The 24,060-nt window shown below is 68.2% G+C and carries 26 protein-coding genes; 8 read left to right on the forward strand and 18 right to left on the reverse strand.

Features of this window, described 5'->3' with window-relative positions:
- Nucleotides 1-115 precede the first annotated feature (115 nt).
- The 6 genes from lptD (at nt 116) to H8B22_RS03175 (ending at nt 7,109) form a co-directional block, all read left to right on the forward strand.
- Nucleotides 116-2,548: an LPS-assembly protein LptD gene (gene lptD, locus H8B22_RS03150; RefSeq protein ID WP_187712674.1), complete on the forward strand. Its 2,433-nt coding sequence runs from the start codon at nt 116-118 to the stop codon at nt 2,546-2,548.
- Nucleotides 2,545-3,894, forward strand: coding sequence for a peptidylprolyl isomerase (locus tag H8B22_RS03155; protein ID WP_187712675.1), 1,350 nt, complete (start codon nt 2,545-2,547; stop codon nt 3,892-3,894). Before lptD ends, H8B22_RS03155 begins: the two co-directional genes overlap by 4 nt.
- A gap of 3 nt (nt 3,895-3,897) precedes the next feature.
- The gene (pdxA, locus tag H8B22_RS03160) at nt 3,898-4,878 is read left to right on the forward strand and encodes a 4-hydroxythreonine-4-phosphate dehydrogenase PdxA (RefSeq protein WP_187712676.1); all 981 of its coding nucleotides are present in this window, start codon (nt 3,898-3,900) and stop codon (nt 4,876-4,878) included.
- Nucleotides 4,879-4,907: 29 nt separating this feature from the next.
- Nucleotides 4,908-5,714, forward strand: a complete 807-nt coding sequence (gene rsmA / locus H8B22_RS03165; protein ID WP_187712677.1) for a 16S rRNA (adenine(1518)-N(6)/adenine(1519)-N(6))-dimethyltransferase RsmA — start codon at nt 4,908-4,910, stop codon at nt 5,712-5,714.
- A 116-nt stretch (nt 5,715-5,830) separates the two neighbouring features.
- The gene (gene apaG, locus H8B22_RS03170; protein WP_187712678.1) at nt 5,831-6,208 is read left to right on the forward strand and encodes a Co2+/Mg2+ efflux protein ApaG; all 378 of its coding nucleotides are present in this window, start codon (nt 5,831-5,833) and stop codon (nt 6,206-6,208) included.
- A gap of 1 nt (nt 6,209) precedes the next feature.
- Entirely contained in the window at nt 6,210-7,109 is a 900-nt protein-coding gene (locus H8B22_RS03175) for a symmetrical bis(5'-nucleosyl)-tetraphosphatase (RefSeq protein WP_187712679.1), read from the forward strand.
- Between the two features lie 72 nt (nt 7,110-7,181).
- Here the strand turns inward: H8B22_RS03175 and H8B22_RS03180 are convergent, their stop codons facing one another.
- The 8 genes from H8B22_RS03180 to H8B22_RS03215 form a co-directional block, all read right to left on the reverse strand.
- Nucleotides 7,182-7,685, reverse strand: a complete 504-nt coding sequence (locus H8B22_RS03180; RefSeq protein ID WP_187712680.1) for a dihydrofolate reductase — start codon at nt 7,683-7,685, stop codon at nt 7,182-7,184.
- A 31-nt stretch (nt 7,686-7,716) separates the two neighbouring features.
- A complete protein-coding gene (locus H8B22_RS03185; protein ID WP_187712681.1) occupies nt 7,717-8,511 on the reverse strand; it encodes a thymidylate synthase in 795 nt (264 codons plus the stop codon).
- A 15-nt stretch (nt 8,512-8,526) separates the two neighbouring features.
- Entirely contained in the window at nt 8,527-9,429 is a 903-nt protein-coding gene (lgt, locus tag H8B22_RS03190; RefSeq protein ID WP_187712682.1) for a prolipoprotein diacylglyceryl transferase, read from the reverse strand.
- A gap of 165 nt (nt 9,430-9,594) precedes the next feature.
- Nucleotides 9,595-10,083, reverse strand: coding sequence for a TPM domain-containing protein (locus H8B22_RS03195; protein ID WP_187713508.1), 489 nt, complete (start codon nt 10,081-10,083; stop codon nt 9,595-9,597).
- Nucleotides 10,083-10,982: a TPM domain-containing protein gene (locus H8B22_RS03200; RefSeq protein WP_187713509.1), complete on the reverse strand. Its 900-nt coding sequence runs from the start codon at nt 10,980-10,982 to the stop codon at nt 10,083-10,085. The genes H8B22_RS03195 and H8B22_RS03200 overlap by 1 nt, the downstream gene beginning before the upstream one ends.
- Nucleotides 10,983-11,004: 22 nt before the next feature.
- Nucleotides 11,005-11,649, reverse strand: coding sequence for a LemA family protein (locus tag H8B22_RS03205; RefSeq protein ID WP_187712683.1), 645 nt, complete (start codon nt 11,647-11,649; stop codon nt 11,005-11,007).
- Between the two features lie 149 nt (nt 11,650-11,798).
- Nucleotides 11,799-12,533, reverse strand: coding sequence for a TerC family protein (locus H8B22_RS03210; protein ID WP_187712684.1), 735 nt, complete (start codon nt 12,531-12,533; stop codon nt 11,799-11,801).
- An 85-nt stretch (nt 12,534-12,618) separates the two neighbouring features.
- Nucleotides 12,619-12,999, reverse strand: a complete 381-nt coding sequence (locus tag H8B22_RS03215) for a diacylglycerol kinase (RefSeq protein WP_187712685.1) — start codon at nt 12,997-12,999, stop codon at nt 12,619-12,621.
- Between the two features lie 233 nt (nt 13,000-13,232).
- On the opposite strand from H8B22_RS03215, the gene H8B22_RS03220 reads away from it, so the two are divergent.
- Nucleotides 13,233-13,706: a VOC family protein gene (locus tag H8B22_RS03220; protein WP_187712686.1), complete on the forward strand. Its 474-nt coding sequence runs from the start codon at nt 13,233-13,235 to the stop codon at nt 13,704-13,706.
- Between the two features lie 193 nt (nt 13,707-13,899).
- Here the strand turns inward: H8B22_RS03220 and H8B22_RS03225 are convergent, their stop codons facing one another.
- The 6 genes from H8B22_RS03225 to H8B22_RS03250 form a co-directional block, all read right to left on the reverse strand.
- Complete coding sequence (locus H8B22_RS03225) at nt 13,900-14,895, reverse strand: isoaspartyl peptidase/L-asparaginase family protein (RefSeq protein WP_187712687.1); 996 nt, start codon at nt 14,893-14,895, stop codon at nt 13,900-13,902.
- Between the two features lie 219 nt (nt 14,896-15,114).
- A complete protein-coding gene (locus tag H8B22_RS03230; protein ID WP_187712688.1) occupies nt 15,115-16,347 on the reverse strand; it encodes an ABC transporter permease in 1,233 nt (410 codons plus the stop codon).
- Between the two features lie 120 nt (nt 16,348-16,467).
- Nucleotides 16,468-17,178, reverse strand: coding sequence for an ABC transporter ATP-binding protein (locus tag H8B22_RS03235; protein ID WP_187712689.1), 711 nt, complete (start codon nt 17,176-17,178; stop codon nt 16,468-16,470).
- Complete coding sequence (locus H8B22_RS03240; RefSeq protein ID WP_187712690.1) at nt 17,175-18,710, reverse strand: efflux RND transporter periplasmic adaptor subunit; 1,536 nt, start codon at nt 18,708-18,710, stop codon at nt 17,175-17,177. Before H8B22_RS03240 ends, H8B22_RS03235 begins: the two co-directional genes overlap by 4 nt.
- A gap of 81 nt (nt 18,711-18,791) precedes the next feature.
- Nucleotides 18,792-20,066 carry a sensor histidine kinase gene (locus tag H8B22_RS03245; RefSeq protein ID WP_187712691.1) on the reverse strand — a complete coding sequence of 425 codons (1,275 nt, stop codon included), beginning with the start codon at nt 20,064-20,066 and terminating at the stop codon, nt 18,792-18,794.
- Between the two features lie 7 nt (nt 20,067-20,073).
- Nucleotides 20,074-20,784: a response regulator transcription factor gene (locus tag H8B22_RS03250; RefSeq protein ID WP_187712692.1), complete on the reverse strand. Its 711-nt coding sequence runs from the start codon at nt 20,782-20,784 to the stop codon at nt 20,074-20,076.
- Between the two features lie 122 nt (nt 20,785-20,906).
- On the opposite strand from H8B22_RS03250, the gene H8B22_RS03255 reads away from it, so the two are divergent.
- Nucleotides 20,907-21,245: a DMT family protein gene (locus H8B22_RS03255; RefSeq protein WP_187712693.1), complete on the forward strand. Its 339-nt coding sequence runs from the start codon at nt 20,907-20,909 to the stop codon at nt 21,243-21,245.
- Between the two features lie 162 nt (nt 21,246-21,407).
- Here H8B22_RS03255 and H8B22_RS03260 read toward each other — a convergent pair whose 3' ends face one another.
- The 4 genes from H8B22_RS03260 to nudE form a co-directional block, all read right to left on the reverse strand.
- Nucleotides 21,408-21,710, reverse strand: coding sequence for a DUF962 domain-containing protein (locus H8B22_RS03260; protein ID WP_187712694.1), 303 nt, complete (start codon nt 21,708-21,710; stop codon nt 21,408-21,410).
- A 37-nt stretch (nt 21,711-21,747) separates the two neighbouring features.
- Entirely contained in the window at nt 21,748-22,578 is an 831-nt protein-coding gene (gene mazG, locus H8B22_RS03265) for a nucleoside triphosphate pyrophosphohydrolase (RefSeq protein ID WP_187712695.1), read from the reverse strand.
- A 120-nt stretch (nt 22,579-22,698) separates the two neighbouring features.
- Entirely contained in the window at nt 22,699-23,520 is an 822-nt protein-coding gene (cysQ, locus tag H8B22_RS03270; RefSeq protein ID WP_225876261.1) for a 3'(2'),5'-bisphosphate nucleotidase CysQ, read from the reverse strand.
- Complete coding sequence (nudE, locus tag H8B22_RS03275; RefSeq protein ID WP_225876262.1) at nt 23,499-24,047, reverse strand: ADP compounds hydrolase NudE; 549 nt, start codon at nt 24,045-24,047, stop codon at nt 23,499-23,501. Before nudE ends, cysQ begins: the two co-directional genes overlap by 22 nt.
- Nucleotides 24,048-24,060: the final 13 nt, after the last annotated feature.

Raw genomic sequence — 24,060 nt, forward strand, 5'->3', positions numbered from 1 at the left:
CGTTTTCCCGTTGTTCGGAAGATGAATGCCGATCGCCGCCGGATACCGTCTGCATTGCCCGTATGCATGGGATGCGGCAAGCTACCTGCCGTTTGTTCAGGACCCGGATGCCCGCGTGCGCCAAAGCCTTCGCCTGCTCCCGTTGTCGCTCTGCATCGCGCTCGCCTTGCCTGCGCATGCCAAGGACGACGACGACGTGAACTGGGGATTGTGCCCGGTCGTCGACGCCCTGCCCGGTTTCGACCAGCCCGCGCCGCCGGAAGGCGGTTCGCCCGAAACCCGCACGCAGCAACCCACCGACATCGAGGGCGACGAACTCCAGGACCTGGAGAATTCGAACACCCTGATCCAAGGCAACGTCTCGCTGAGCCGCGGCGACCAGGCCCTGCATACCGACAAGCTCACCTTCAACCGCGACACCGGCGACTATGTCGCCGAGGGCAGCGTGCGCTACCAGGATGCGGGCATGCGCGTGCTCGCCGAGCGGGCGACCGGCAACCAGGACAAGGACCGGCACCGGATCGAGGACCTGCAGTACCAGCTGACCAGTCGCCGCGGCAATGGCGGCGCCGAAGCCATCGAGATGCATGGCGCGGAAGGTTCGCTGATCGGTTCGACCTATTCGACCTGCGATCCCGCGCAACGGGTGTGGGAACTGCGCGCCCGCCGCATCGACATCAACACCGAAGAAGGCATGGGCGTCGCCCGCAACGCGACCCTGCGCATCGGCAAGGTGCCGGTGCTGCACGTGCCCTGGCTGATGTTCCCGATCGACGAGCGCCGCCGCACCGGCCTGTTGTATCCGTCGATTTCCATGTCGGGGCGCAACGGCTTCGACTGGCGCCAGCCGATTTACCTGAACCTCGCGCCGAACTACGACGCCACGCTCAACCCGCGCTACATGAGCAAGCGCGGCTTCGCGCTGGGTGGCGAGTTCCGCTGGCTGTATCCGGAAGGCAGCGGCATCGTGTCGGGCAACTACATGCCGCACGACAACCTGCCGGGCGACGAGCCGACGCGTTACGGCGCGAATCCACCGGAAGACAACCGCGGCATCTTCCAGCTCAATGCCATCCACCGCCTGGGCGGCAGCTGGTTCGCACGCGCCAACCTCGGCTGGGTCAGCGACACCCATTATTTCGAGGACTTCAGCAACAGCCTGTACGGCCTGTCTGCCTCGCGCATCACCAGCAGTGCCGGGGTATACGGTCGTGGCCGTCACTGGGAAGCGGGGCTGATGGCCGATCACCACCAGCTCGCGGACTACACCCTGAACGAGCGCAGCCTGCCGTTCGACCGCTTGCCGCGTGCATACCTCAGCTGGGAGCAACCGCTTGGCTGGCTCGAAGCCGGCCTGGATACGGAGCTGGTCCGCTTCGAGCACGCCGATATCGAACAGACCGGACCCGACCTGGACGTGCCGGGTGGCAGCCGCTTCGATTTCAAGCCCTATATCAGCCTGCCACTTGAGGGAAGCAGCTGGTTCCTGCGCCCGAAGCTGGCGTGGCGCTATACCGGCTACCAGCTCGATGGCTCGCCGGAAGACCGCGCAGGCGAGTTCGCCTCCCGCTACGGCGTCGCCTTGACGCCGGACCTGATCGAACAGTTCCGCGACGACCGCCCGACCCGCAGCGTCCCGATCAGCAGCCTCGATGCCGGCCTGTTCTTCGACCGCGAGGCCACCATCCGCGGCGACCGTTACCTGCACACGCTGGAACCGCGCATCTACTACCTGCACGTCCCGTATGAGGACCAGAGCGGGCTGCCGATCTTCGACACCTCGCCGCTGACCTTCAGCTGGGGCCAGTTGTTCCGCGACAACCGTTACGGCGGCGCGGATCGCCAGTCCGATGCGAACCAGCTCACCACCGCCATCACCACGCGCCTGATCGGCGAGGACGATGGTCGCGAGCGCCTGTCGGTGAGCCTGGGTCAGATCAAGTACTACGACACCTCGCGCGTGGTCATGCCGGGCGAGCCACCGGTGCAGCAGGGCAAGTCGGCCTGGGTCGCAGAGGCCACGATCGCGCCCAGCGACCGCTGGAGCATCTCCACGGCCTACCAGTGGGACCCGAAGTTCCACGGCACCAACCTGGCCAGCCTGCGCGCGCGCTACCTGATCGGCGACGAGGGCATCGTCAACATCGGCTACCGCTACCGCCGCAACCCGATCACCCGCGACGACCTGTTCAAGCAGGCGGACTTCTCGTTCCTGTATCCGGTCAATCCGAACTGGAGCGTGGTCGGCCGCTACTACTACTCACTGCAGGACCACAAGCCGCTGGAGCAACTGGCCGGCGTGCAATGGGAAAGCTGCTGCCTCGCGGTGCGCGTGATGGGCCGGCGCTACCTGCGCAACCGCACCGGCGAGCTGAACAACAGCCTGCAGGTGGAGTTCGAGCTGAAGGGCCTGGGCTCCGCCGGACAGGACACGAGGCGTATCCTGCGCCGTGCTATTCTCGGTTACGACCGCGACGACCTCTATCTCGTGCCGCCCTCGTCGGTGAATCGCACCGACCGCGACCTGGTTCCAGACCCCACTCCATGAAGAAATTCCTTGCGTGCCTCCTCGCGGCCGCCGCGCTTTCCGGCGCCACCGCCTTCGCCCAGCAGCAGGCCGCCGGTCTGCAGCCGATCGACCGGATCGCCGCCGTAGTCGATGAAGACGTGGTGCTGCGCAGCGAGCTCGACCGGGCCGTCGCCAACATCACCCGCCAGTACGCCGGACGCGAGAGCCAGTTGCCGCCGCGCGACGTGCTGGAACGCCAGGTGCTCGAACGCCTCGTGCTGATGAAGCTGCAGCTGGCCCGCGCCGAACAGACCGGCGTGCGCGTCACCGACCAGGAAGTCGATGCCTCGATCGCGGGGCTCGCCCAGCAGAACAAGCTGAGCATGGAGCAGCTGCGCCAGCAGGCGGTCGCCGATGGCGGCACCTTCGCCGACTTCCGCAATTCGATCCGCGACGAACTGGTCGTGCAGCGCCTGCGCCAGCGCTTCGCGCAGAGCCGCATTGCCGTGAGCGACGCCGAGATCGAATCGGCGCTCGCCGCGCAGAAGAATGCCGGCGCGCAGTACCACCTCGCCCACATCATGGTCGCGCTGCCGGAAGGCGCCACGGCCGAACAGATCAAGACCGCGCGCAGCAAGATCGAAGGCGTGCAGGGCCTGATCGATCGCCGCGAAGTCGATTTCGCGGCCGCGGCCGTGCGTTATTCCGATAGCCCCAACGCGCTGGAAGGCGGCGACCTGGGCTGGCGTTCGCTCGACGAGATTCCCGCCGCGTTCGCGACGCTGGTGAAGGGCATGAAGGCCGGCGACGTCAGCGCCCCGCTGCGCGGCGCCAGCGGCTTCCAGTTGCTCAAGCTGGTGGAAGTGCGCGACGAATCCCAGGCAGCCAGCGCCAACACGATCACCCAGGTGCACGCCCGCCACATTCTGGTGCGCATGAGCGACACGACCACCGAAGCCGCGGCGAAGGCCAAAATCGACACCATCGCCGCCCGTATCAAGGGCGGCGCCGATTTCGCCGAAGTCGCACGCCAGGAATCGCAGGACCTCAATTCCCAGGCCAAGGGCGGCGACCTCGGCTGGTTCGTGCCCGAGCAGTACGGCAGCGATTTCGGCATCCAGGTCGCCTCCTTGAGCGACGGCCAGGTGTCCGCGCCGTTCCGCACGGACGCTGGCTGGCACGTCGTGCAGCGCCTGGCCACGCGCCAGACCAACACGGACGAAGAGAACCGCCGCGCCCGCATCAGCGACACGATCGGCCGCCGCAAGCTCGAAGACGAGTGGAACCGCTTCCTGCAGGAAATGCGTGGCGAAGCCTACTTCGTCGACATGCGCAACGGCCTGCCGGTCGAAGCGCCGGCCGCCGAGGCCAAGCCGAAGGGCTGATCGATGGACCCTGTCCGGCTCGCGCTGGTCCCGGGCGAACCGGCCGGCGTCGGGCCGGAGCTGTGCGTGCGCCTGGCACAGGCGCCGCGCGATTACCGGCTGACCGCTTTTGCCGACCCACGCAGCCTGCTGGCCGCGGCACGGGCCCTGGCGCTGCCGCTCACCCTGGTTGATCCCGACCGCGCGACGGGCCGCGCCGGCGAGCTCGCCGTGCAGGAAGTGGCCAACGTCGCAACCCCCGCCTTCGGCACTCCCGACCCGCACAATGCCGGCGCCGTCATCGACGCACTGCGCCTCGCGGCGGAGGGCTGCCTGCGCGGCGATTTCGCCGGGCTGGTCACCGGACCGGTGCACAAGGCGGCGATCAACGACGGCGGCATCGCGTACACCGGAACCACGGAGCTGCTGGCCGCGCACGCCGGCCGCGATGTCGTGATGATGCTCGCCAACGACATCGTCCGCGTGGCGCTGGTCACCACCCATCTGCCGCTGCGCGCGGTCGCGGATGCGATCACGCCGGTCGCGGTCGAACGCACGCTGCGCATCACCCACGCGGCGCTGCACCGCGACTTCGGCATCGTCGATCCGGTCATCGCGGTGCTCGGCCTCAACCCGCATGCCGGCGAAGCGGGCCACCTCGGGCACGAGGAGATCCAGGTGATCGAACCGGTGCTCGCCGCCCTGCGCGAGGAAGGCATGCAGCTGGTAGGCCCACTGCCCGCGGACACCGCCTTCCTGCCGGGCAAGCTGCGCGGCTTCGACGCGGTGGTGGCGATGTATCACGACCAGGGCCTGCCGGTGCTCAAGTACAGCGGCTTCGAGCGCGCGGTGAACCTGACCCTCGGCCTGCCCTACCCGCGGGTCGCGGTCGACCACGGCACGGCGCTGGACCTGGCCGGCAAGGGCCTCGCGGATCCGTCCAGCCTGATCGCGGCCGCCGAAACCTGCGCGCGCATCGCCACCGCCCGCCGGCGCGGCGCGTAGCGCGCGCATTAAGCGGCGATAATCCGCGCATGACCCGATCCACCGCCTTCACCGAACCGGCCAAGAAACACCTCGGCCAGCACTTCCTGCACGAGCGCGGGATCATCAGCAAGATCGTGCAGGCGGTGGATCCGCAGCCCGGCGACCGGCTGGTCGAGATCGGCCCGGGCCAGGGCGCCATCACCTTCCCGCTGCTGGACCGGCACCGCGAACTCACCGTCATCGAGTTCGACCGCGACCTGATCTTCCCGCTCACCGAAGCCGCGCGCGCACACGGCACGCTCGAGGTGATCCACCGCGACGTGCTGACGGTCGACTTCACCGCGCTGGCGCACAACGGCGGCGACAACGCGCGGCTGCGCCTGGTCGGCAACCTGCCCTACAACCTGTCCTCGCCGATCCTGTTCCATGCGCTGGAACACGCGGCGGCCATCCGCGACATGCATTTCATGCTGCAGAAGGAAGTCGTCGACCGCATGGCGGCGGCGCCGGGCAGCAAGGTCTACGGGCGGCTCAGCGTGATGCTGCAGGCCTACTGCCAGGTGACGCCGTTGTTCACGGTGCCGCCGGGCGCGTTCCGCCCGCCGCCGAAGGTGGACTCGGCGGTGGTGCGCATGGTGCCGCGCGATCCGGCGACCGTGGACGTGCGCGACCACGCGAAGTTCGAAGCTGTGGTGCGCGATGCATTCGGGCAGCGCCGCAAGACCCTGCGCAATGCGCTGTCGCAGCAATGCGATGCGGCGGCGATCGAGGCCGCGGGGTTGCGCCCGGATGCGCGTGCGGAGCAGGTCGAGGTTGCGGGGTTCGTGCGCTTGGCGAATTCGTTGCTGGGCTGAGGCCCCGTACCGCGAACGCCCACGTCGTTGCGTTCGCCGGCCGCGGGCGCCGCATCACCATCGCAATGATGTGGCGTGACGTTGGCCGCAAGCCCGCCGCGCACTACACTGCGGGCATGGAACGCATTTACTCCATCGACATCGATGTCGCCACCCGCTATCTCGACGACCAGTCCGAGCCCGAGCAGGATCGCTACGTCTTCGCCTACACCATCCGCATCCGCAACAGCGGCCAGGTGCCTGCGCGCCTGCTGGCGCGCCACTGGGTCATCACCGACGCCAACGGCAAGACCGAGGAAGTCGCGGGCGACGGCGTCGTCGGCGAACAACCCTATCTGCGTCCCGGCGAGAACTTCGAATACACCTCGGGCGCGGTGCTGGAAACCGACCTGGGCACGATGCACGGCGACTACCAGATGCTGGCCGACGACGGCACCCGCTTCGCGGCGCCGATCCCGGCCTTCACCCTGACCATCCCGCGGACGCTGCACTGACATGGCCGTCTGGGCGATCGGCGACCTGCAGGGCTGCTACGACGCGACACAACGGTTGCTGGAACGGCTCGCCTTCGATCCGGCGCGCGACACGCTGTGGTTCTGCGGCGACCTGGTCAATCGTGGCGGCCAGTCGGTGGAAACGCTGCGCCTGGTGCATTCGCTGCGCGAGCGCAGCGTCGTGGTGCTGGGCAACCACGACCTGTCGCTGCTCGCCATCAGCGAACGGCGCGAGGAGGAGCAGCGCAAGGTCAACCCGGACCTGCAGGGCGTGCTGTTCGCGCACGATCGCGACCAACTGATCGGCTGGCTGCGCACGCAGAAGCTGGTGCACGCGGACCGCACGCTGGGATGGATGATGGTGCACGCCGGCCTGTCGCCGAAGTGGACCACCAGCATGGCCGAGCGCCACGCGCGCGAAGTCGAGGAACGCCTGCACGGCGACCAGCCCGGCCGCCTGCTGAAGAACATGTACGGCGACAAGCCGGCGTGGCACCCGAAGCTCACCGGCGTCGATCGCCATCGCGCGATCATCAACGTATTCACCCGCCTGCGTTACTGCACGCCGCGCGGCCGCATCGGCTTCGAGGACAAGGGCGCGCCGGGCACGCAGCAACCGGGCTTCTACCCCTGGTACGAAGTGCCCGGACGCGTCGAGCGCGACCTCAAGATCGTCTGCGGCCACTGGTCGACGCTGGGCCTGTTCATCGGCCACGGCGTGCACGCGATCGACACCGGCGCGGTATGGGGCGGCAAGCTCACCGCATTGCAGCTGGACACGGACGAGCTGCGCGTCGTCCAGGTGCCCGGCCGCGACGTACCGGCGAACCCGCCCCGGCCGCGACCGCCGTATCACCGCCCGCGTGAGAACCGGCCTGCGGGCGCGCGCGGCGGCGACTGAGCACACAGAAAAGGATCGGAAACGCGAACTTCCGCATCCTGCGCCTCGACGCCGTTCAAGGAACGTCTCGGGCTATTCGACCCGGGCGTAATCGACGAACGCGAAATCGAACGCGTGGCGCGCATCGGCTGCATGCGCTTCGCTCGCCGTGACCTGCCACTGCGCCGGATCGAACGGCGGAAAGAACGCATCGGCGTCCTCCACCACGGTATCGACGTGGGTGAGATGCATCCGCGAGGCCAAAGGCAGGCACAGGGCGTAGATTTCGCCGCCGCCGATCACGCACACCTCGGTGGCGCCGGCGTCGCCCGCCACACGCATGGCTTCATCGAGCGACGCGACCGCGCGCATGCCTTCGAACGGCACCTGCCCCGAGCGCGTCAGCACCAGGTTCAACCGTCCCGGCAACGCGCGCCCGAGCGACTCCGCCGTCTTGCGCCCCATCAGCACCGGCTTGCCCAGCGTCAGTGCCTTGAAGCGCTTGAGGTCGTCCGGCAGGTGCCAAGGCAGCGCATTGCCGCGTCCGATGGCGCGCTGGCGATCGAGCGCGGCGAGCAGGTGCAGTGCGACCGTCATTGCGTCTGGCCCTTCGTCACGGAGGCCCTGATCAGACCGCGACCGGGGCCTTGATCGCGGGCGCCGGCTCGTAGCCCTCGATCGCGATGTCGTCGTAGCTGAAACCGAAGATGTCGCGGACGGATTCGTTGAGCTTCAGGCGCGGCAACGGGCGCGGCTCGCGCGACAACTGTTCGCGCGCCTGCTCGTAGTGGTTCGAATACAGGTGCGCATCGCCCAGCGTGTGCACGAAATCGCCCACGCCCAGCCCGCACACCTGCGCGACCATGTGGGTGAGCAGCGCGTAGCTGGCGATGTTGAACGGCACGCCGAGGAAGATGTCGCCGCTGCGCTGGTAGAGCTGGCAGCTGAGCTTCCCGTCGGCGACGTAGAACTGGAACATCGTGTGGCACGGCATCAGCGCCATCTTCGGCAGGTCCGCCACGTTCCACGCGGACACGATCAGGCGGCGCGAATCCGGATTGCGCTTGATCTCCTCGACCACCCAGCGGATCTGGTCGATCTCGCCGCCGTCGGCGGCGGCCCAGCGGCGCCACTGCTTGCCGTAGACCGGGCCGAGCTCGCCGTTGGCGTCGGCCCACTCGTCCCAGATCGAGACCTTGTTGTCCTTCAGGTAGGCGATGTTGGTTTCGCCCTGCAGGAACCACAGCAGCTCGTGCACGATCGAGCGCAGGTGCAGCTTCTTGGTGGTGACCAGCGGAAAGCCCTGGGCGAGGTCGAAGCGCATCTGCCAGCCGAACACGCTGCGCGTGCCGGTCCCGGTGCGGTCGGCCTTCTCGCTGCCGTGCTCGAGGACGTGACGGAGAAGATCCAGGTACTGCTTCATTCGATACGTCTCCTGCTACGAGAGCGCCGGCTGCAGGGTGGGCGAGCGCCGCGACAGCCACAGCCAGAACAGGCCCAGCGCGATCAGCGGCAGGCTCAGTACCTGCCCCATCGTCAGCCAGCCGAACGCGAGATAGCCCTGCTCGCCGATCTGCGCATCGGGCACGCGCACGAATTCGACGAGGAAACGGAAGATGCCGTACAGCAGCGCGAACAACCCCGACACCGCGTAACGCGGCCGCGGCTTGCGCGAGTACCACCACAGCGCGACGAACATGACCAGGCCTTCCAGGCCCGCCTGGTACAGCTGCGACGGGTGCCGCGCGAACTGGTCGAGCGCACCGGTGGCGAACTGCGCCTGGATCTGCGACAGCGGCAGGTGCTGCAGCGCCGGATCGCTCGGGAACACCACGCCCCAGTCGCCGCCCGTGGGTTTGCCCCACAGCTCGCCGTTGATGTAGTTGCCGAGGCGGCCGAAGCCGAGGCCCGGCGGCACCAGCGGCGCGACGAAATCGACCGTGTCGAACAGGTGCAGCCGGTGCCGGCGCGACCACCACCAGGCGGCGAAGACGACGCCGAGCAGGCCACCGTGGAAGCTCATGCCGCCCTGCCAGATCTTGAACACCTGCAGCGGTTGCGCGAGGTAGGTGGGCAGGTCGTAGAACAGGATGTAGCCCAGGCGCCCGCCCAGCACGACACCGAGTGCGCAGTAGAAGACGAGGTCGCCGTAGGCCTGCTCGTTGACGCCCGGCAGCCGCCCGGCGCGCACGCGTCGCTGGCCCAGCCACCAGGCCGTCGCGAACGCGAGCAGGTACATGATTCCGTACCAGTGGATCTGCGGATGCACGCTGCCCAGGACGGGAAGGTTCCAGGTGCCGAGGTCGAGGGCGATGGGGTCGATCTGGTGCAGGACGGTCATGCCGGGGAAAGGCTCCGCGCGGGAATATGGCTATTGTGCCCTCCGTGGGGCACGGCGGGACATGGGCCAACCTTCCTGACGTCATCCCGAGCGCAGCAAGGGATCTGCTCTTGCGGCGCGCACCGGGAACAACAGGTCCCTCGCTGCGCTCGGGATGACAGCCCCCTACAGCAGGTGCGGTTCGTCCGGCAGCTCGTTCTCGTCGACGTAACCGGCTTCGCGAGGGAAGTGCGCCTCGATCAGCGCCGACAGCGCTTCCACGCCGCGCAACACCGCGGCCTCCGGTTCGCCGGCCTTCAGCCGCTCCTCGATCAACAGGCAGGCGCCGCGCCACTGTTCGGGCGTGACCAGACCGTTGAAGCCGCGATCGGCCACGACTTCGATGCGGTGGTCCGCCAGCAGCAGGTACAGCAGGACGCCGTTGTTGGCCTGGGTGTCCCAGACGCGCAACTGGGCGAAGACTTCCTGCGCACGATCGCGCGCCTGCATGCCGGCCAGCACCGCGCGCGGGTGCAGCGCGCTCTCGACGGCGAAGCGGAGCTCGCCGGTGTGTCGCGCTTCGCTGGCGGCGATCGCCCTGGCGATGCGTTGCAGCGCATCAGCGGCGAACAACCGGCGCGAAGGCATGGCGAAGAGGTGCCTGAGCAGTCGCATCACCAGCTGCCTCCTGCGCCGCCACCACCCGTCATGCCGCCACCACCGGACCAGCCGCCCCCACCGCCACCGAAGCCACCGCCTCCGCCGCCGAAGCCGCCACCGCCCCAACCGCCACCACCACCGCCGAATCCGCCCCAGCCGCCGTGACCGGCATGGCGGCCGCTCGGCATGCTGGCGAGCCCCACGAGAAAGCCGATCACGCCACCCAGCCCGCCCACGAGCGCGAGCGACGAAATCAACCAGGCCACGCCGCCGGCCGCCGCGCCACCGAGGATGCCGCGCAGGAAGGACGGCACGGGATTGAGGAAGGCGCGTGCCACCTGCGCGACGATGAAGGCCGCGAACAGGGCGAACAGGAAATCGCTGCCGCGCCCCTCGCGACGTGGGCGTTCCTGCGCCAGCGGCGCGGGCAGTTGTTCGCCGTCGATCAGCTTCACCAGCTGCCCGGTCGCATCGATCACGCCACCGTTGAAATCGCCCGCGCGGAACCTGGGCAGCAGGTATTCCTGCACGACGCGATACGCGGTCGCGTCGGGAATGGCGCCCTCGAGTCCGTAACCGGTCGCGATCCAGGCGCGGCGATCGGTCTTGGCGACCACGAGCAGCACACCGTCGCTGGTGCCTTCGCGCCCCAACTTGTACGTGCCGAAGGCGCGCACCGCGTACTGCGCGATGTCTTCGGGTTCGGTGCTGGGAACGATCAGCACCTGCAGCTGGCTGCCCTTGCGTTGCTGCAGGGCAAGGGCCTGCGCCTCAAGCTGCTGCTTCGTCGCCGCATCCAGCGTCATCGTCGTGTCGATGACCGGTCCGGTGAGCGGCGGGATGGCCGCAAGCTGCTGCGCCTGCGCGACGGCGCAGGCGAGCAGCAGGCAAGCCAGTGCGACCAGGCGTCGCAGCATCACGGGATGCGGCTGGCGATCAGCCGCCCGACGGTGCGGGCGGCGGCGTCGGCGCGGCCGGCGGCTGCGGGGCCGGCGGCGGCTGGCCGAAATCGACCTTCGGCGCTTCCTGGATCTGCTGTTCGTTCTCGACCGTGAAGTTCGGCTTGGTCTTGTAGCCGAACATCATCGCGGTGAGGTTCTGCGGGAACGAACGGATGAAGGTGTTGTAGTCCTGCACCGAGGCGATGTAGCGCTGGCGCTCGACCGCGATGCGGTTCTCGGTACCTTCCAGCTGCGCCTGCAACTGCAGGAAGTTCTGGTCGGCCTTCAGCTGCGGGTAATTCTCGCTGACCACCAGCAGGCGGCCGATCGCGCTCTGCAGTTCGCCCTGCGCCTGCTGGAACTGCTGCAGCGAGGCCGGATCGTCGGCGTTGACGTTGATGCTGCCCACCTTCGAGCGCGCTTCGGTCACCTGCGTGAGCACCTGCTGCTCGTGGGTGGCGTAGCCGCGCACGGTGGCAACCAGGTTCGGCACCAGGTCGGCGCGGCGCTTGTAGACGTTGAGGACCTGCGACCAGGCGGCCTTCACCGCCTCGTCCTTCTGCTGGATGGAGTTGTAGCCGCAGCCGCCGAGCATGGCGGTGAGCGAGACCAGGACCAGCATCATGAGGAGCTTGCGCATGGGAGTCCCCTAGGCGGTGTGGGTGGGCGGTTCGGGCGAGCGTTTAGTCAGGACGGTACGTCGTCGCGCATTGCAGCATCGGCCGGAATTAAGCCGGCGTGATGACGATTTGCCCTCCCCCTTCGCATGGCAAAAGGGGAGGAAAGCACTCAGTCGGCTTCCACCCGCCGCATCGCGGTGCGCTTGGCCCACAGGTTCAGGCATTCCACCAGCGCAGAGAAGCCCATCGCGCCGTAGATGTAGCCCTTCGGGATCTCCAGCCCGAAACCGTCGGCAATCAGGTACACGCCCACCAGCACGATGAAGGCGAGCGCCAGCATCTTGATGGTCGGGTTGCGCTCGATGAAATGCCCCAGCGGCGTCGCAGCCAGCAGCATCACGCCCACGGCGAGCAGGATCGCGGCGACCATCACCGGCGTCTGGTTGGCCATGCCGACCGCGGCGATGACCGAGTCGAGCGAGAACACGATGTCGATGACGGCGATCTGCGCGATCACGCCCATGAAGGACACGGCCGGCTTGGTGTGGACGTCCTCGGATTCGCCTTCACCGGCAATCAGATCCTTGATTTCGGCGGTGCCCTTCACCAGCAGGAATACGCCGCCCAGGATCAGCACCAGGTCGCGCACGGAAATGCCCATGCCGAACACCGAGAACAGGTCCTGGGTCAGGCCGGCGAGCCAGGCCAGCGTCAGCAGCAGCGCCACGCGCGTGATGCAGGCGACCGCGATGCCGAACTTGCGCGCCTTCTCGCGCTGGACCAGCGGCAGCTTGCTGACCGCGATCGAGATGAACACCAGGTTGTCGATGCCGAGCACGATCTCGATCGCGCTCAGGGTGATCAGGGTGATCCAGGTTTGCGGATCGGTCAGCAGTTCAATCACTTGCAGTTTCTCGGTAGGGCGGGCCCAGGCCCGCCGTCAGGCTTCAATCGGAAATTCGAGAACAGGAATGGCGGGCCAGGGCCGCCTACAGCACGCGCGGCAGCAGGATCGCGCCCCACACCAGCAGCACGTTCATCATCACCACGAACACCGCCGCCGAGCCCATGTCCTTGGCACGTCCGGCCAGTTCATGGTGCTCGGGGCCGTAGCGTTCGATCACCGCTTCGATCGCGGAGTTCAGCAGTTCGACGCTCAGCACCAGCAGCATCGAACCGATCAGCAGGACGCGCTCCACCGGCGTCTGTCCCAGCCACCAGCCGAGCGGCGCCAGCACGACGAACAGGTAGACCTCGAGCCGGAACGAGGACTCGTGGGTCCACGCGGCGTGCAGGCCCTGCATGGACCACTTCGCGGCTTTGAGGATGCGCGACGGATGGCGCGGAAGATGACCGGTGGCGTCAGCCATGGCGGCGCTCCGGGGACGTGGCGGTCGGTTGGACGGGCATGGGGCTTGGCGGTCTGGACGGCCGCGAACGGGGCCGGGCGATGCGGCCGGGAGGCCGCAATCAACCCGGGATTCTGCCACAAGCCCCCTGCCCCCGCCCCTGCCGGGCCCGCGCCTGCACGCGGCAAGAACGATCATTGCCGCCTAACGGCCACGGGCGCAGCCTGCGCCTTCTTCCCCCAAGGAGCAGCGCGATGTCCGTCAATCCGATTCCCGAGGGCTACCGTTCGGTCAACGCCTACCTGATCGTCGACGACGCCGCCAAGGCGATCGATTTCTACGAGCGCGCCTTCGGCGCCGAAGAGCTGTACCGCCTGCCGATGGGCGACAAGATCGGCCACGCCGAAATCCGCATCGGCGACACCCAACTGATGCTGTCCGACGAATGGCCCGACATGCAGGCGCTCGGCCCGAACAAGCGCGGCGGCGCCACCGCCAGCTTCGTCATCTACGGCCCCGACGCCGACGCGGCCTGGGACCGCGCGATCAAGGCGGGCGCGAAAGCGGACCGCCCGGTGAAGGAAGAATTCTGGGGCGACCGCATGGGCACGGTGATCGACCCGTTCGGCCACAAGTGGTCGCTGGGCACGCACGTGCGCGACGTGGGGCCGGAAGAGATGAAGAAGGCGATGCAGGAATGGTCGAAGCAGCAGACCGCGAATGCTTGAGCTATCCCCCTCTCCCCGCTTGCGGGGAGAGGGGGCCCGAAGGGCGGGTGAGGGGAGCGAGCGCAGCGAGCTGCTTTTGCCGTTGCTGTCGCCTATTGAAAAGATCAAGAGCAACTCGCTGCGCTCGCTGCCCCTCATCTGCCCTCCGGGCATCTTCTCCCCGCATGCGGGGAGGAGAAGAGCGCGCATCGATTCAACGTTCGTCGCGGAAGATCGCCGTGCCGCGCGAACCGTCCGGCTTGATCCACGCGCGGTACATGCCGCTGGTGTTGAACGGCAGCGCGATGTTGCCGTCGCGATCCAATGCGATGGCGCCGCCGTCGCCGCCGCTGGCCGGGACGACCTTGTTGATCACCTCGTCGGCCGCCACGGCAAGCGCATCGCCGCGATAGGCCACTCGCGCGCAGATGTCGTGCGCGACCGCGTTGCGGATGAAGAACTCGCCCCAGCCGGTGCCCGACACGCCGCAGCGGTCGTCGGCCCAGGTGCCCGCACCGATGATCGGCGAATCGCCGACGCGGCCCCAGCGCTTGTTGGTCATGCCGCCGGTGCTGGTCGCCGCGGCGATGTGTCCCTGCGCGTCGAGCGCGACCGCACCGACCGTGCCGAAATACTTGCCCTTCTCCACGATCGCCGCGCCGGCCTTTTCCTTCGCCTGCGCCTCTTCCAGCTGGCGACGGCGGCGCTCGGTATCGAACCAGTGGTTGGGCACGCGTTCAAGCTCGGGGCGGCTGTCGGCGAACTTCTCCGCGCCCATCCCCGCGAGCATCACGTGCGGGCTGTGTTCCATGACCGCGCGCGCGAGACGGATCGGATTGCGCACGGTGCTCACTCCGGCCACCGCGCCGGCCTTGCGCGTGTGGCCGTCCATGATCGAGGCATCGAGCTCGTGCTTGCCTTCGGCATTGAACACCGCGCCCTTGCCGGCGTTGAACTGCGGCGACTCCTCCATCACCACGATGGCGGCCTCGACCGCATCGAGCGCACTGCCGCCCTTGGCGAGCACGGCGTTGCCGGCGTCCAGCGCGCGGTCGAGCGCCGCGCGGATCTCGCGTTCGTCCTGCGCGCTGAGCGCACTGCGTTCGATCACGCCCGCGCCACCGTGGATCACCAGCGCGGTCCGGGGCTTGTCGGCGGCGTGCGCGGTCATGGCGGCGAAAGCAAGCAGCAGGGCGGAAAGCTGGCGCATGGCGGTTTCCTGGGAGTCGGCATGCTTCAAGCATAAACCGCTGCCCGCGCTGTCATCCCGGGCGCAGCGGGGGACCGGCCCGCGATGACGCATGGGTGTCGGAGTGTTGGGGCCGCGCCTGCGGCCGACATGGGTAGGCGACCGGGCTCTTGCCCTCCTGCACGCCAACAGCAGATCCCTCACTTCGCTCGGAAAGACACGACAACTGCCACGCGTCCCCTACTGCTGCCGCAGCGCCTCGATCGGATCCAGCTGCGAGGCCTTGCGCGCCGGGTAGTAACCGAAGAACAGGCCGGTGGCGATCGAGAAGCCCGCGGCCAGCGCGATCACCTGCCCGTTCAGCGCGACCGGCAACGAGCCCAGCCGCCCGACCAGCAACGCCCCGACCACGCCCAACGCAATGCCGATGACACCGCCGATCAGCGAGATCAGCATCGCCTCGGCGAGGAACTGCCGACGGATGTCCGACGGCCCCGCACCCACGGCCATGCGCAGGCCGATCTCGCGGATCCGTTCGGTCACCGAGACCAGCATGATGTTCATGATGCCGATGCCGCCGACGATTAGCGAAATGGTGGCGACCGCGCCCAGCAGCAGCGACATCAGCCGCGTGGTCTGCGTGCGCGTGGCGACGACTTCGGCGATGTTGCGCACGCTGAAGTCATCCTCGTCGCCGGGCTGGATCCTGTGGCGCTGGCGCAGCAGCGCTTCCACCTCGCCCTGCACGTAGTCGACGTCCTCCGCACGGGTCACGCCCAGTGCGATCTGCTGCACCGCGCCCGGCGGCACGTTGGCCGCGCCCATCAGGCGTCGGCGCGCGGTTTCCAGCGGCACCAGCACGATATCGTCCTGGTCCTGGCCGAAGCCGCCCTGCCCCTTCGACTTGAGCACGCCGACCACGGTGAACGGCACGCGACCGATACGCACGGTCTGCCCGACCGCATCCTCGTCGGCGAACAGCTCGCGCCGCACGCTCTCGCCCAGGATCACCGACTTGCCACCGTTGTAGTCGCGCGTGTCGAAGCCGTTGCCGTCCTTGATCTCCCAACCGTTGATGGCGAAGAAGTCCGGTTGCACGCCCTGCCATTGCGTGGACCAGTTGCTCTCCGCGTACACGACCTGGGTGCCGCCGCGCAGCATCGCCGCGACGTACTGCACTTCCGGGATCTCCTCGCGGATCGCGCCGGCATCGGCCTCGTCCAGCGTGTAGCGGCTGCCCGCGGCGACGCGCGCCCCGCCGCCGCCGAAACCGCCGGCACCGCCGATGTCGAGTCGGTTCGAACCCAGGCCCGATACCAGCTTGTCGATTTCCTGCTGCGTGCCCTGGCCCACCGACACCATCACGATCACGGCGGCGATGCCGATGATCACGCCCAACGAGGTCAACGCGCTGCGCAGCCAGTTGCCACGCAGGGCGAAGACCGCGGTGTGCAGCACTTCGAGAAAATTCATCTGTATCTCCAAAGCTTCTTGTTGCCATCCATGGCGCGGCCATGTGGTTCTCCCACCACCGGCCCGGCCATCCATGGCCGGGCGCTCATCACCGCAGCCGATGCCGATAGGGCATCGGCTCTACGCGGTGATTCGCCCATCGCGCATCACGAAGATCCGATCGCAATGCCGGGCCACGTCCGGGTCGTGGGTGATCAGCACGACGGTGTGGTTCTCCTGCTGCAGGCGCTTGAACAGGGCCAGGATCTCCTCGCCGGTGCGGCTGTCGAGCGCGCCGGTAGGCTCGTCGGCGAGCAGGATCGGCGGGCGGTTGATCAGCGCGCGTGCGATCGCGACGCGCTGCTGCTGGCCGCCGGACAATTCGCTCGGGCGATGGCTGGCGCGTTCGCCCAGGCCCACCGCCGCCAAGGCCTCGCGCGCGCGGCTCAGCCGCTCCTCACGGTGCACATTGGCGTAGCCCATCGGCATCGCCACGTTCTCCAGCGCGTTCATGCGCGGCAGCAGGTTGAAGCCCTGGAACACGAAGCCGATCTTCTCCAACCGCAGTGCCGCGCGTTCTTCAGCATCGAGCGTGGCAACGTCGATGCCGTCGCAGTGGTAGGTGCCGCTCGACGGCGTATCCAGGCAGCCCAGCAGGTTCATCAGCGTCGACTTTCCCGAGCCCGACGGCCCCATGATGGCGACGAATTCGCCGCTGCCGATGCGCAGGTCGACGTCGCGCAGCGCCACGACTTCCGCCTCGCTGCCGGGCGAATACACCTTGCCGAGCGCCCGGGTTTCGATCACCGCACCGGCGCGCGCGTGCGCACGATCTTCGGCGGACGCACTCATTTCGCGGCGCGCCCGCTACCGACGATCACTTCCTCGCCTTCGCGGATGTCGCCGGACACTTCGGTATTGCTGCCATCGGAAGCGCCCACGCGCACCGTCACCGCCTGCGGCTTGCCGTCGACCAGCTTGTACAGCGGCGCGCGACGCGAACCCAGCAATGCGGCGAGTTCCTTGTCCCACTGCGCCCGCTGATCTTCGGCCAGCGTCGCCTTGAACGCGGCGAACTGCTGGTTGAAGCGCTCTGCCATGCGTTGCCGCATCGCGCCGGCATTGCCGCCACCGGCGCCGCTGCGGTTGCCACCACCGCCCGGCCCGCCGGGGCCGCGTCCGAACAGGCTGGCGCCGGACTGCTGCGCCGGCGCGGCCTGGCGCGCCGCGGCGCGCTGGCGGATCGCCGCGAGCGCTTCGTCGAACGCCGCCTGCTGGCGCGCATCGAGCTTGAGCGTAGTGGCGATGCGCGCGAAATCCTCGGCGAAGTTGCCGCGCCCGTTGCCACCCGCCTGCTCGCCGGCACCGGTGCCGGCGGTTTCCTGGTCGGGCTTGTAGCGCAACGCCGCGTTGCTGACGCGCAGCACGTCCTCGCGGTGGCTGACTTCGATCTCGGCGTTGGCGGTCATGCCCGGCAGCAGCGCCTGGTCGGCGTTGTCGAGCGAGACCACGACCGGATAGGTGATGACGTTGCTGGTGTTGGTGGCGGCCAGCCGGACCTGCTTCACCTTGCCGCGGAAGCGTCGCTCGGGATACGCGTCGACGGTGAAGTCGACGTCGAGCCCGGGCTTGACCTGGCCGATGTCGGCTTCGTCGACCGCGAGCAGGATCTCCATCTGCGACAGGTCCTCGGCGATCTGGAACAGCACCGGCGCCTGCAGGCTCGCCGCCACGGTCTGGCCGGGCTCGATCGAACGCGACAGCACCACGCCGTCGACCGGCGAGCGGATCACGGTGCGCTGCAGGTTCAGGCGTGTGGTCTGCGTCGATGCGGTCTGCTGGCGGATCTGCGCCTGCGCCGAGGCGACCTGCGCGCGCGCCTGGTCGCGCGCGGCGCGGGCGAGGTCGAGGTCGCCGCGCGCGATCAGCTGCTGCGTGGCCAGTTCGGCCTTGCGGTTGTAGTCGGCCTCGGCGTTGCGCAGCGTCGCCTCGGCAGTGGCCAAGCCGGCGCGCGCACTGTTGATCTGCGCGTTGCCTTGGGCGATCTGCGCCTCGTAGGTGCTCGGATCGATGCGCGCGATGACCTGGCCCTTGCTGACGCGGTCGTTGTAGTCGACCAGCACGTCGGTCACCTGGCCGGAAATCTGGCTGCCGACGTCGACCTGCGAGGTCGCGTTGAGCGCGCCGGTGGCGGAGATGGTGACGCGGATGTCGCCGCGCTCGACCTTCGCGGTGCGGAAGGCGGAAGCGGCTTCGTCATTGCTACGATGGCGCCAGAGGTAGACACCGCCGATGACGACGGCGAGCGCGACCGCTGCGACCGCGACGCGGCGGAGCGAGGAAGACGATTTGCGGACGGGGGACGGCTTGCGGGCTGCGCTCATGGAACCTGGCAATGGGAAGGCACGGGATATAACGCTTGAACGGGGCCGTGGTTGACAAGCCCCTGCGTGCGTTCGCCCGGCTCAGGCAAAGCGGATGCTGGCGATCGTGCCGCGTCCCGGCTGGCTTTCCAGCCGCACCGGCCAGCCGAAGCGCTCACCGAGGCGACGCACGATCGAGAGGCCCATGCCGCGGCCTTCCTCGCGCCCGTGATCGGCCCGGTAGAACGGATCGAAGGCCTTGACCAGAATTTCCGGCGACATGCCGATGCCGGTATCGCGCACCACGATCTGCTCGGGCATCAGCACCAGTTCGATGCGGCCCTCGTCGGTGAAGCGCACGGCGTTGCCGAGCAGGTTGCCCACCATCACCGCGAGCACGTGCGGCGGCGCGAACAGCGTGGGCGCGCCCTGGTCGATGACTTCCAGCTCGATCGGCCGACCGGACAGCAACGGCTGCACCCGCGCCACTTCGTGCGCGACGACTTCGCGCACGTCGAACTCCTCGCTCAGCGGTTCGACCTCCGCCTCGCGCGCGAGGATCAGGAAGGCATCGATCACCGCCTCCATGTCGCGGCCGGCGCGCTGGATGCGCGAAAGCGAGCGCAACTGCCGTTCGTTCGCGCCCGGATCGGCCAGCATCAGGTCGCTGGCCACGCGAATCACCGTCAGCGGCGTGCGCAGTTCGTGGCTGGCGTCGCGAGTGAAGTCGCGTTCGCGCTGCACGAAGTCGGTGACGCGATCGGCCAGTCCGGTCAACGCCCCGGTGAGTTGGGCGACTTCGCTGCCCGAATCCGGCGGCAGCTTGCCCGGGCGGATGGCATCGGTGTCGGGTGCGCGCGGATCCCACTGCGCCACGATGCCCGCCAGCCAGCTCACCGGCACCACCATCCGCTTGGTCGTGCGGTACGTCAGCCAGGCCATCAGGTACGAGGTGGCGAGCGCGAACAGCAAGGCGCCCAGCGTGGTCCATACGATCACCGTGTCGATGATCTCGGTGTCGATCGCCAGCACGAACCGCCCCTGCGGGCGATCGTCGACGTAGACGAAATGCCGGAATGCCAGCTGGTTCAATCCCTGCGGCAGGTCGCGTGCGGTCGGCGGCAGGGCGTCGAAGCCGCCATCGGGCGGCACGAAGTAGCTGCGCAACGTACGGCCGTTGAGCAGGGCGCCCGCGCCTGCGTCGCCCCCCGGGTACTGCTGCCAGAACAACGTCGCCTCGCGCTTCGCGGTCCAGGTCACCACCGATTGGCGCACCGCCAGGCCCATCGCCAGCATGAAAAGGCACAGCGCAACGCTGGCGACCAGCGCCTGGGCGATGAAAGCCAGTTTGATCTTTCGTGGCAGCGCCTGCGGCATGACGCGGTCAGTCGGGCGGTTGCGATATGTCCGCCACGCGATAACCGGCGCTCTGAACGGTGTGCAGCAATTGTTTGTCGAAGGGTTTGTCGATGGTCTTGCGCAGGTTGTAGAGGTGGCTGCGCAGCGTGTCCGAATCCGGCAGCCCGTTGCCCCAGATCTCGCGCTCGATCTCCTGGCGGCTGACCACGCGCGGCGACTCGCGCATCAGGATCGTCAGCAGGCGCAGGCCGATCGGCGAGAGCTGCAACTCGGTGCCGTCGCGGGTCACGCGCAGGCTGGCGGGATCGAGCACGAGGTCGGCGACCTTGAGCACTTCGCCGCCGACCTGGCGGCGCTCGCGGCGGATCAGGGCGCGCAGGCGCGCTTCCAGTTCCTGGATCGCGAACGGCTTGGTCAGGTAATCGTCGGCGCCGACCGACAGGCCGTTGAGCTTCTCGTCCAGCGTGTCGCGCGCCGTCAGCATCAGCACCGGCGTGGACTTGCGCGCTTCCTCGCGCAGCTTCTTGCAGACCTCGATGCCGTCCATGCGTGGCAGCATCAGGTCCAGCACGATCACGTCGTAACTGTTCTCGGTGGAGAGGCGATAGCCGTCCAGGCCGTCGGCGGCGAAATCCACCTCGAAGCCGCGCCCTTCCAGGTACTCGCCTACCATTTCGGAGATGTTGCGGTTGTCCTCGACGATCAGGACCAGGCCACCGTCACGGGTTGATTGCATGAGCACAGGCTCCCTGTTCACTTCAGGTTTGTGAAGATGCACCGCTCAGGGTAGACGCTCCGTGAAGATCCAGCCAAGAACCTGAATCCATTCATTTTTTCCGCCCAAGACGCCCCACTGCCATGCTCGAACGCCTCTACCCCGCCCTGCTGCTGCTCGCCTCCAACATCTTCATGACCTTCGCCTGGTACGGCCACCTGCGCTACAAGTCGGCGCCGCTGGCGCTGGCCATCGCGGTGAGCTGGGGCATCGCCCTGTTCGAGTACTGCCTGATGGTGCCCGCCAACCGCCTGGGCAGCGCCATGTATTCGGCGCCGCAGCTCAAGGGCATGCAGGAGGTGATCACCCTGCTGGTGTTCGCCGGCTTCTCCACCTGGTACCTGGGCCAGCCGCTGAAGTGGAACCACTGGGCGGGGTTCGCCCTGATCGTGGTGGCGGCGTGGCTGATCTTCCAGGATTGAGGTTGCAGGTCGCGCCCCCTCACCCTGCCGCTTCGCGACTTCGCGACGCTGTCCCTCTCCCCGCAAGCGGGGCGAGGGTGTTTTTTCTTCTCCCCGCCTGCGGGGAGAAGATGCCCGCAGGGCAGATGAGGGGGCGAGCGCAGCGAGCTTTCGCGAGTACGCCTAGAACCGGATCCGTCCCACCAGGATGTCCCTGAACATCACCCAGTCGCCCGCGAACGAATAGAACGGGTGCTTGAACGTCGCCGGCCGGTTCTTCTCGAAGAAGAAATGCCCGACCCAGGCGAATCCGTAGCCGCAGAACAGCGCGCCGAGCGCGTACCAGCCGTTGCGCTGCCAGATCGCCAGCGCGAGCAGCAGCAGGACGCCGCAGCTGCCGACGAAATGCAGGCGGCGGCACGTGCGGTTGACGTGCTCGCCCAGGTAGTAGGGATAGAAATCACGGAAGCTGGAGAACTGGCTCATCGCATGATCCGCCGTCGAGGGGCTGCCGGTCGCGGGGCTATTTCTCGCCGTCCTTGGCCCGGTTCCAGTAACGATCCTGCGCCTCCAGCGACAACGCGGCAAGCGCGTGGCCGTCGGCATCGGCGAGGGTTTCCATCGCGCGGAAGCGGCGCTCGAACTTGAGGTTGGCGCGACGCATCGCCGCACCCACGTCGACCTTGGCGTGCCGCGCGATGTTGGCGGCGACGAACAGCAGGTCGCCGATCTCGTCCTCCAGGCGATCGCGCGCGCCCATGTCGCCGGGATCGCGGGCAACCGCGTCGAACTCGACGCGCACTTCCTCGATTTCCTCGTGCAGCTTGGCGATCACCGGCGCGATGTCGGGCCAGTCGAAACCGACCGTCGCCGCGCGCTTCTGCAGTTTCACCGCGCGTTGCCATTCCGGCAGGCCGCGGGCGATGCCGGCGAGCGCGGACGTGTCCTCGTGGCCGGCGGACGCGCGCTCGCGGCGCTTCTGCTCCTCCCACGCGACCGTCTGTGCATCGGCATCCTCGACCGTGGCATCGGCGAAGACGTGCGGGTGGCGACGGATCATCTTGTCGCTGATCGCGGCGACCACGTCGCCGAAGGCGAAGTCGCCCTGCTCTTCGGCCATGCGCGCATGGAAGACCACCTGCAGCAGCAGGTCGCCGAGTTCGTCCTTCAGCGCGTGCAGATCATTGCGGTCGATCGCGTCGGCCACCTCGTAGGCCTCCTCGATCGTGTACGGCGCGATCGTGGCGAAGGTCTGCTCGACGTCCCACGGGCAGCCACCCTGCGGGTCGCGCAGGCGCCGCATGATTTCGAGCAGGGTGTGGATGTCGCGGTGGTCCTGCGGGAGCTCGGTCATGTCGGTCTTCACTGGTGCGCGGATTTAGCGGGGATGCGTTGCGAGCACGCGATGGACGCGGGCGACACGGCCATCCATGGTCGGGCGTTCGCGAAAGCAGCCGCGGCCGATGGGCAGCGGCTAGGCGCTTTCGCGCACCCAGTCGCGCCACGGCAGCGCGGTGTCGCCCAGGGCGATGAAATCGCCGTTGAGGATCCGTTCGCGCTGGTTGTAGCGGAACGGCCGGCCCTGCGGATCGAACAGCGCGCCACCGGCGCCTTCGAGCACGCACTGGCCGGCGGCGGTGTCCCACTCGCTGGTCGGCCCGAAGCGCGGATACACGTCCAGCCCGCCTTCGGCGATGCGGCAGAACTTCAGCGACGAGCCCAGCCCCACCGGCTCCACTTCACCCATGCGGTCGATGAAGGCCTGCGTGCGCGCGTCGCGGTGCGAGCGGCTGGCGGCAACACGCAACGGCGCCAATGCCGGCGCGCGCACGCGCAGCGGCGCCTCATGGCCGTGCTCGCGCACGCTCGCGCCCAGCGACGCGCCGCCGTACCAGAGCCGCCCTGTCACCGGAGCCTGTACGACGCCGAACACGGCGACGCCGTCCTCGATGAGCGCGATGTTGACGGTGAATTCGCCGTTGCGCTTGACGAACTCGCGCGTGCCGTCGAGCGGATCGACCAGCCACAGGCGATTCCACCCGCGCCGTTCGCCGGTACTGACTTCGTGTGCGGATTCTTCCGACAGCACCGGGATGTCCGGGGTGATGCGCGCCAGGCCTTCGACGATGCAGCGGTGCGCCGCGAGATCGGCGGCGGTCAGCGGCGAATCGTCGTCCTTGTGCTCGACGGCGAATTCGCTGTCGTAGATGCCCAGGATCGCGGCCGCGGCGTCCTGCGCCAGGGCGATGACTTCCTCGCGCAATTCGCGGTCGATCATGCCTGCAACCTCAGCCATTCGCGGGCGATGAAGAGCGCCGCGATGCTGCGGCCCTCGGAAAAATCCTCGCGCAGGATCAGTTCATGCAGCGCATCGAGTTTCCACGGAATCACTTCGAGCTCCTCGGGTTCGTCACCCGGCAGGCGCTCGGGGTACAGGTCGCGCGCCAGCACCAGTTGCGCGGTGTGGCTCATGTAGGTCGGGGCCAGGGTGATGTCGCGCAGCAGGGTGAGCGAGCGCGCGCCGTAACCAGCCTCCTCCTTCAGTTCGCGATCCGCGGCCTGCAGCGCGGTTTCGCCCGCGTCGATCCGGCCCTTCACCAGGCCCAGCTCGTAGCGGTGCATGCCGGCGGCGTATTCGCGCACCAGCAGCACCGTGTCGTCATCGAGCATCGGCACGACGATGACCGCGCCGTGGCCGCGGCCGTGGAGGCGCTCGTAGTTGCGGCGCTCGCCGTTGGCGAATTCGAGCTCGAGGCGTTCGAGCCGGTACGGCCCGGCCTCGTGTTCGGTGATGCGGTGGATGGTGGGCAGCCGGCGCGTCACGAGCCACCCCCGT

Origin of the sequence: Lysobacter terrestris, assembly GCF_014489475.1 — a bacterium.
Classification (GTDB): domain Bacteria; phylum Pseudomonadota; class Gammaproteobacteria; order Xanthomonadales; family Xanthomonadaceae; genus Agrilutibacter; species Agrilutibacter terrestris.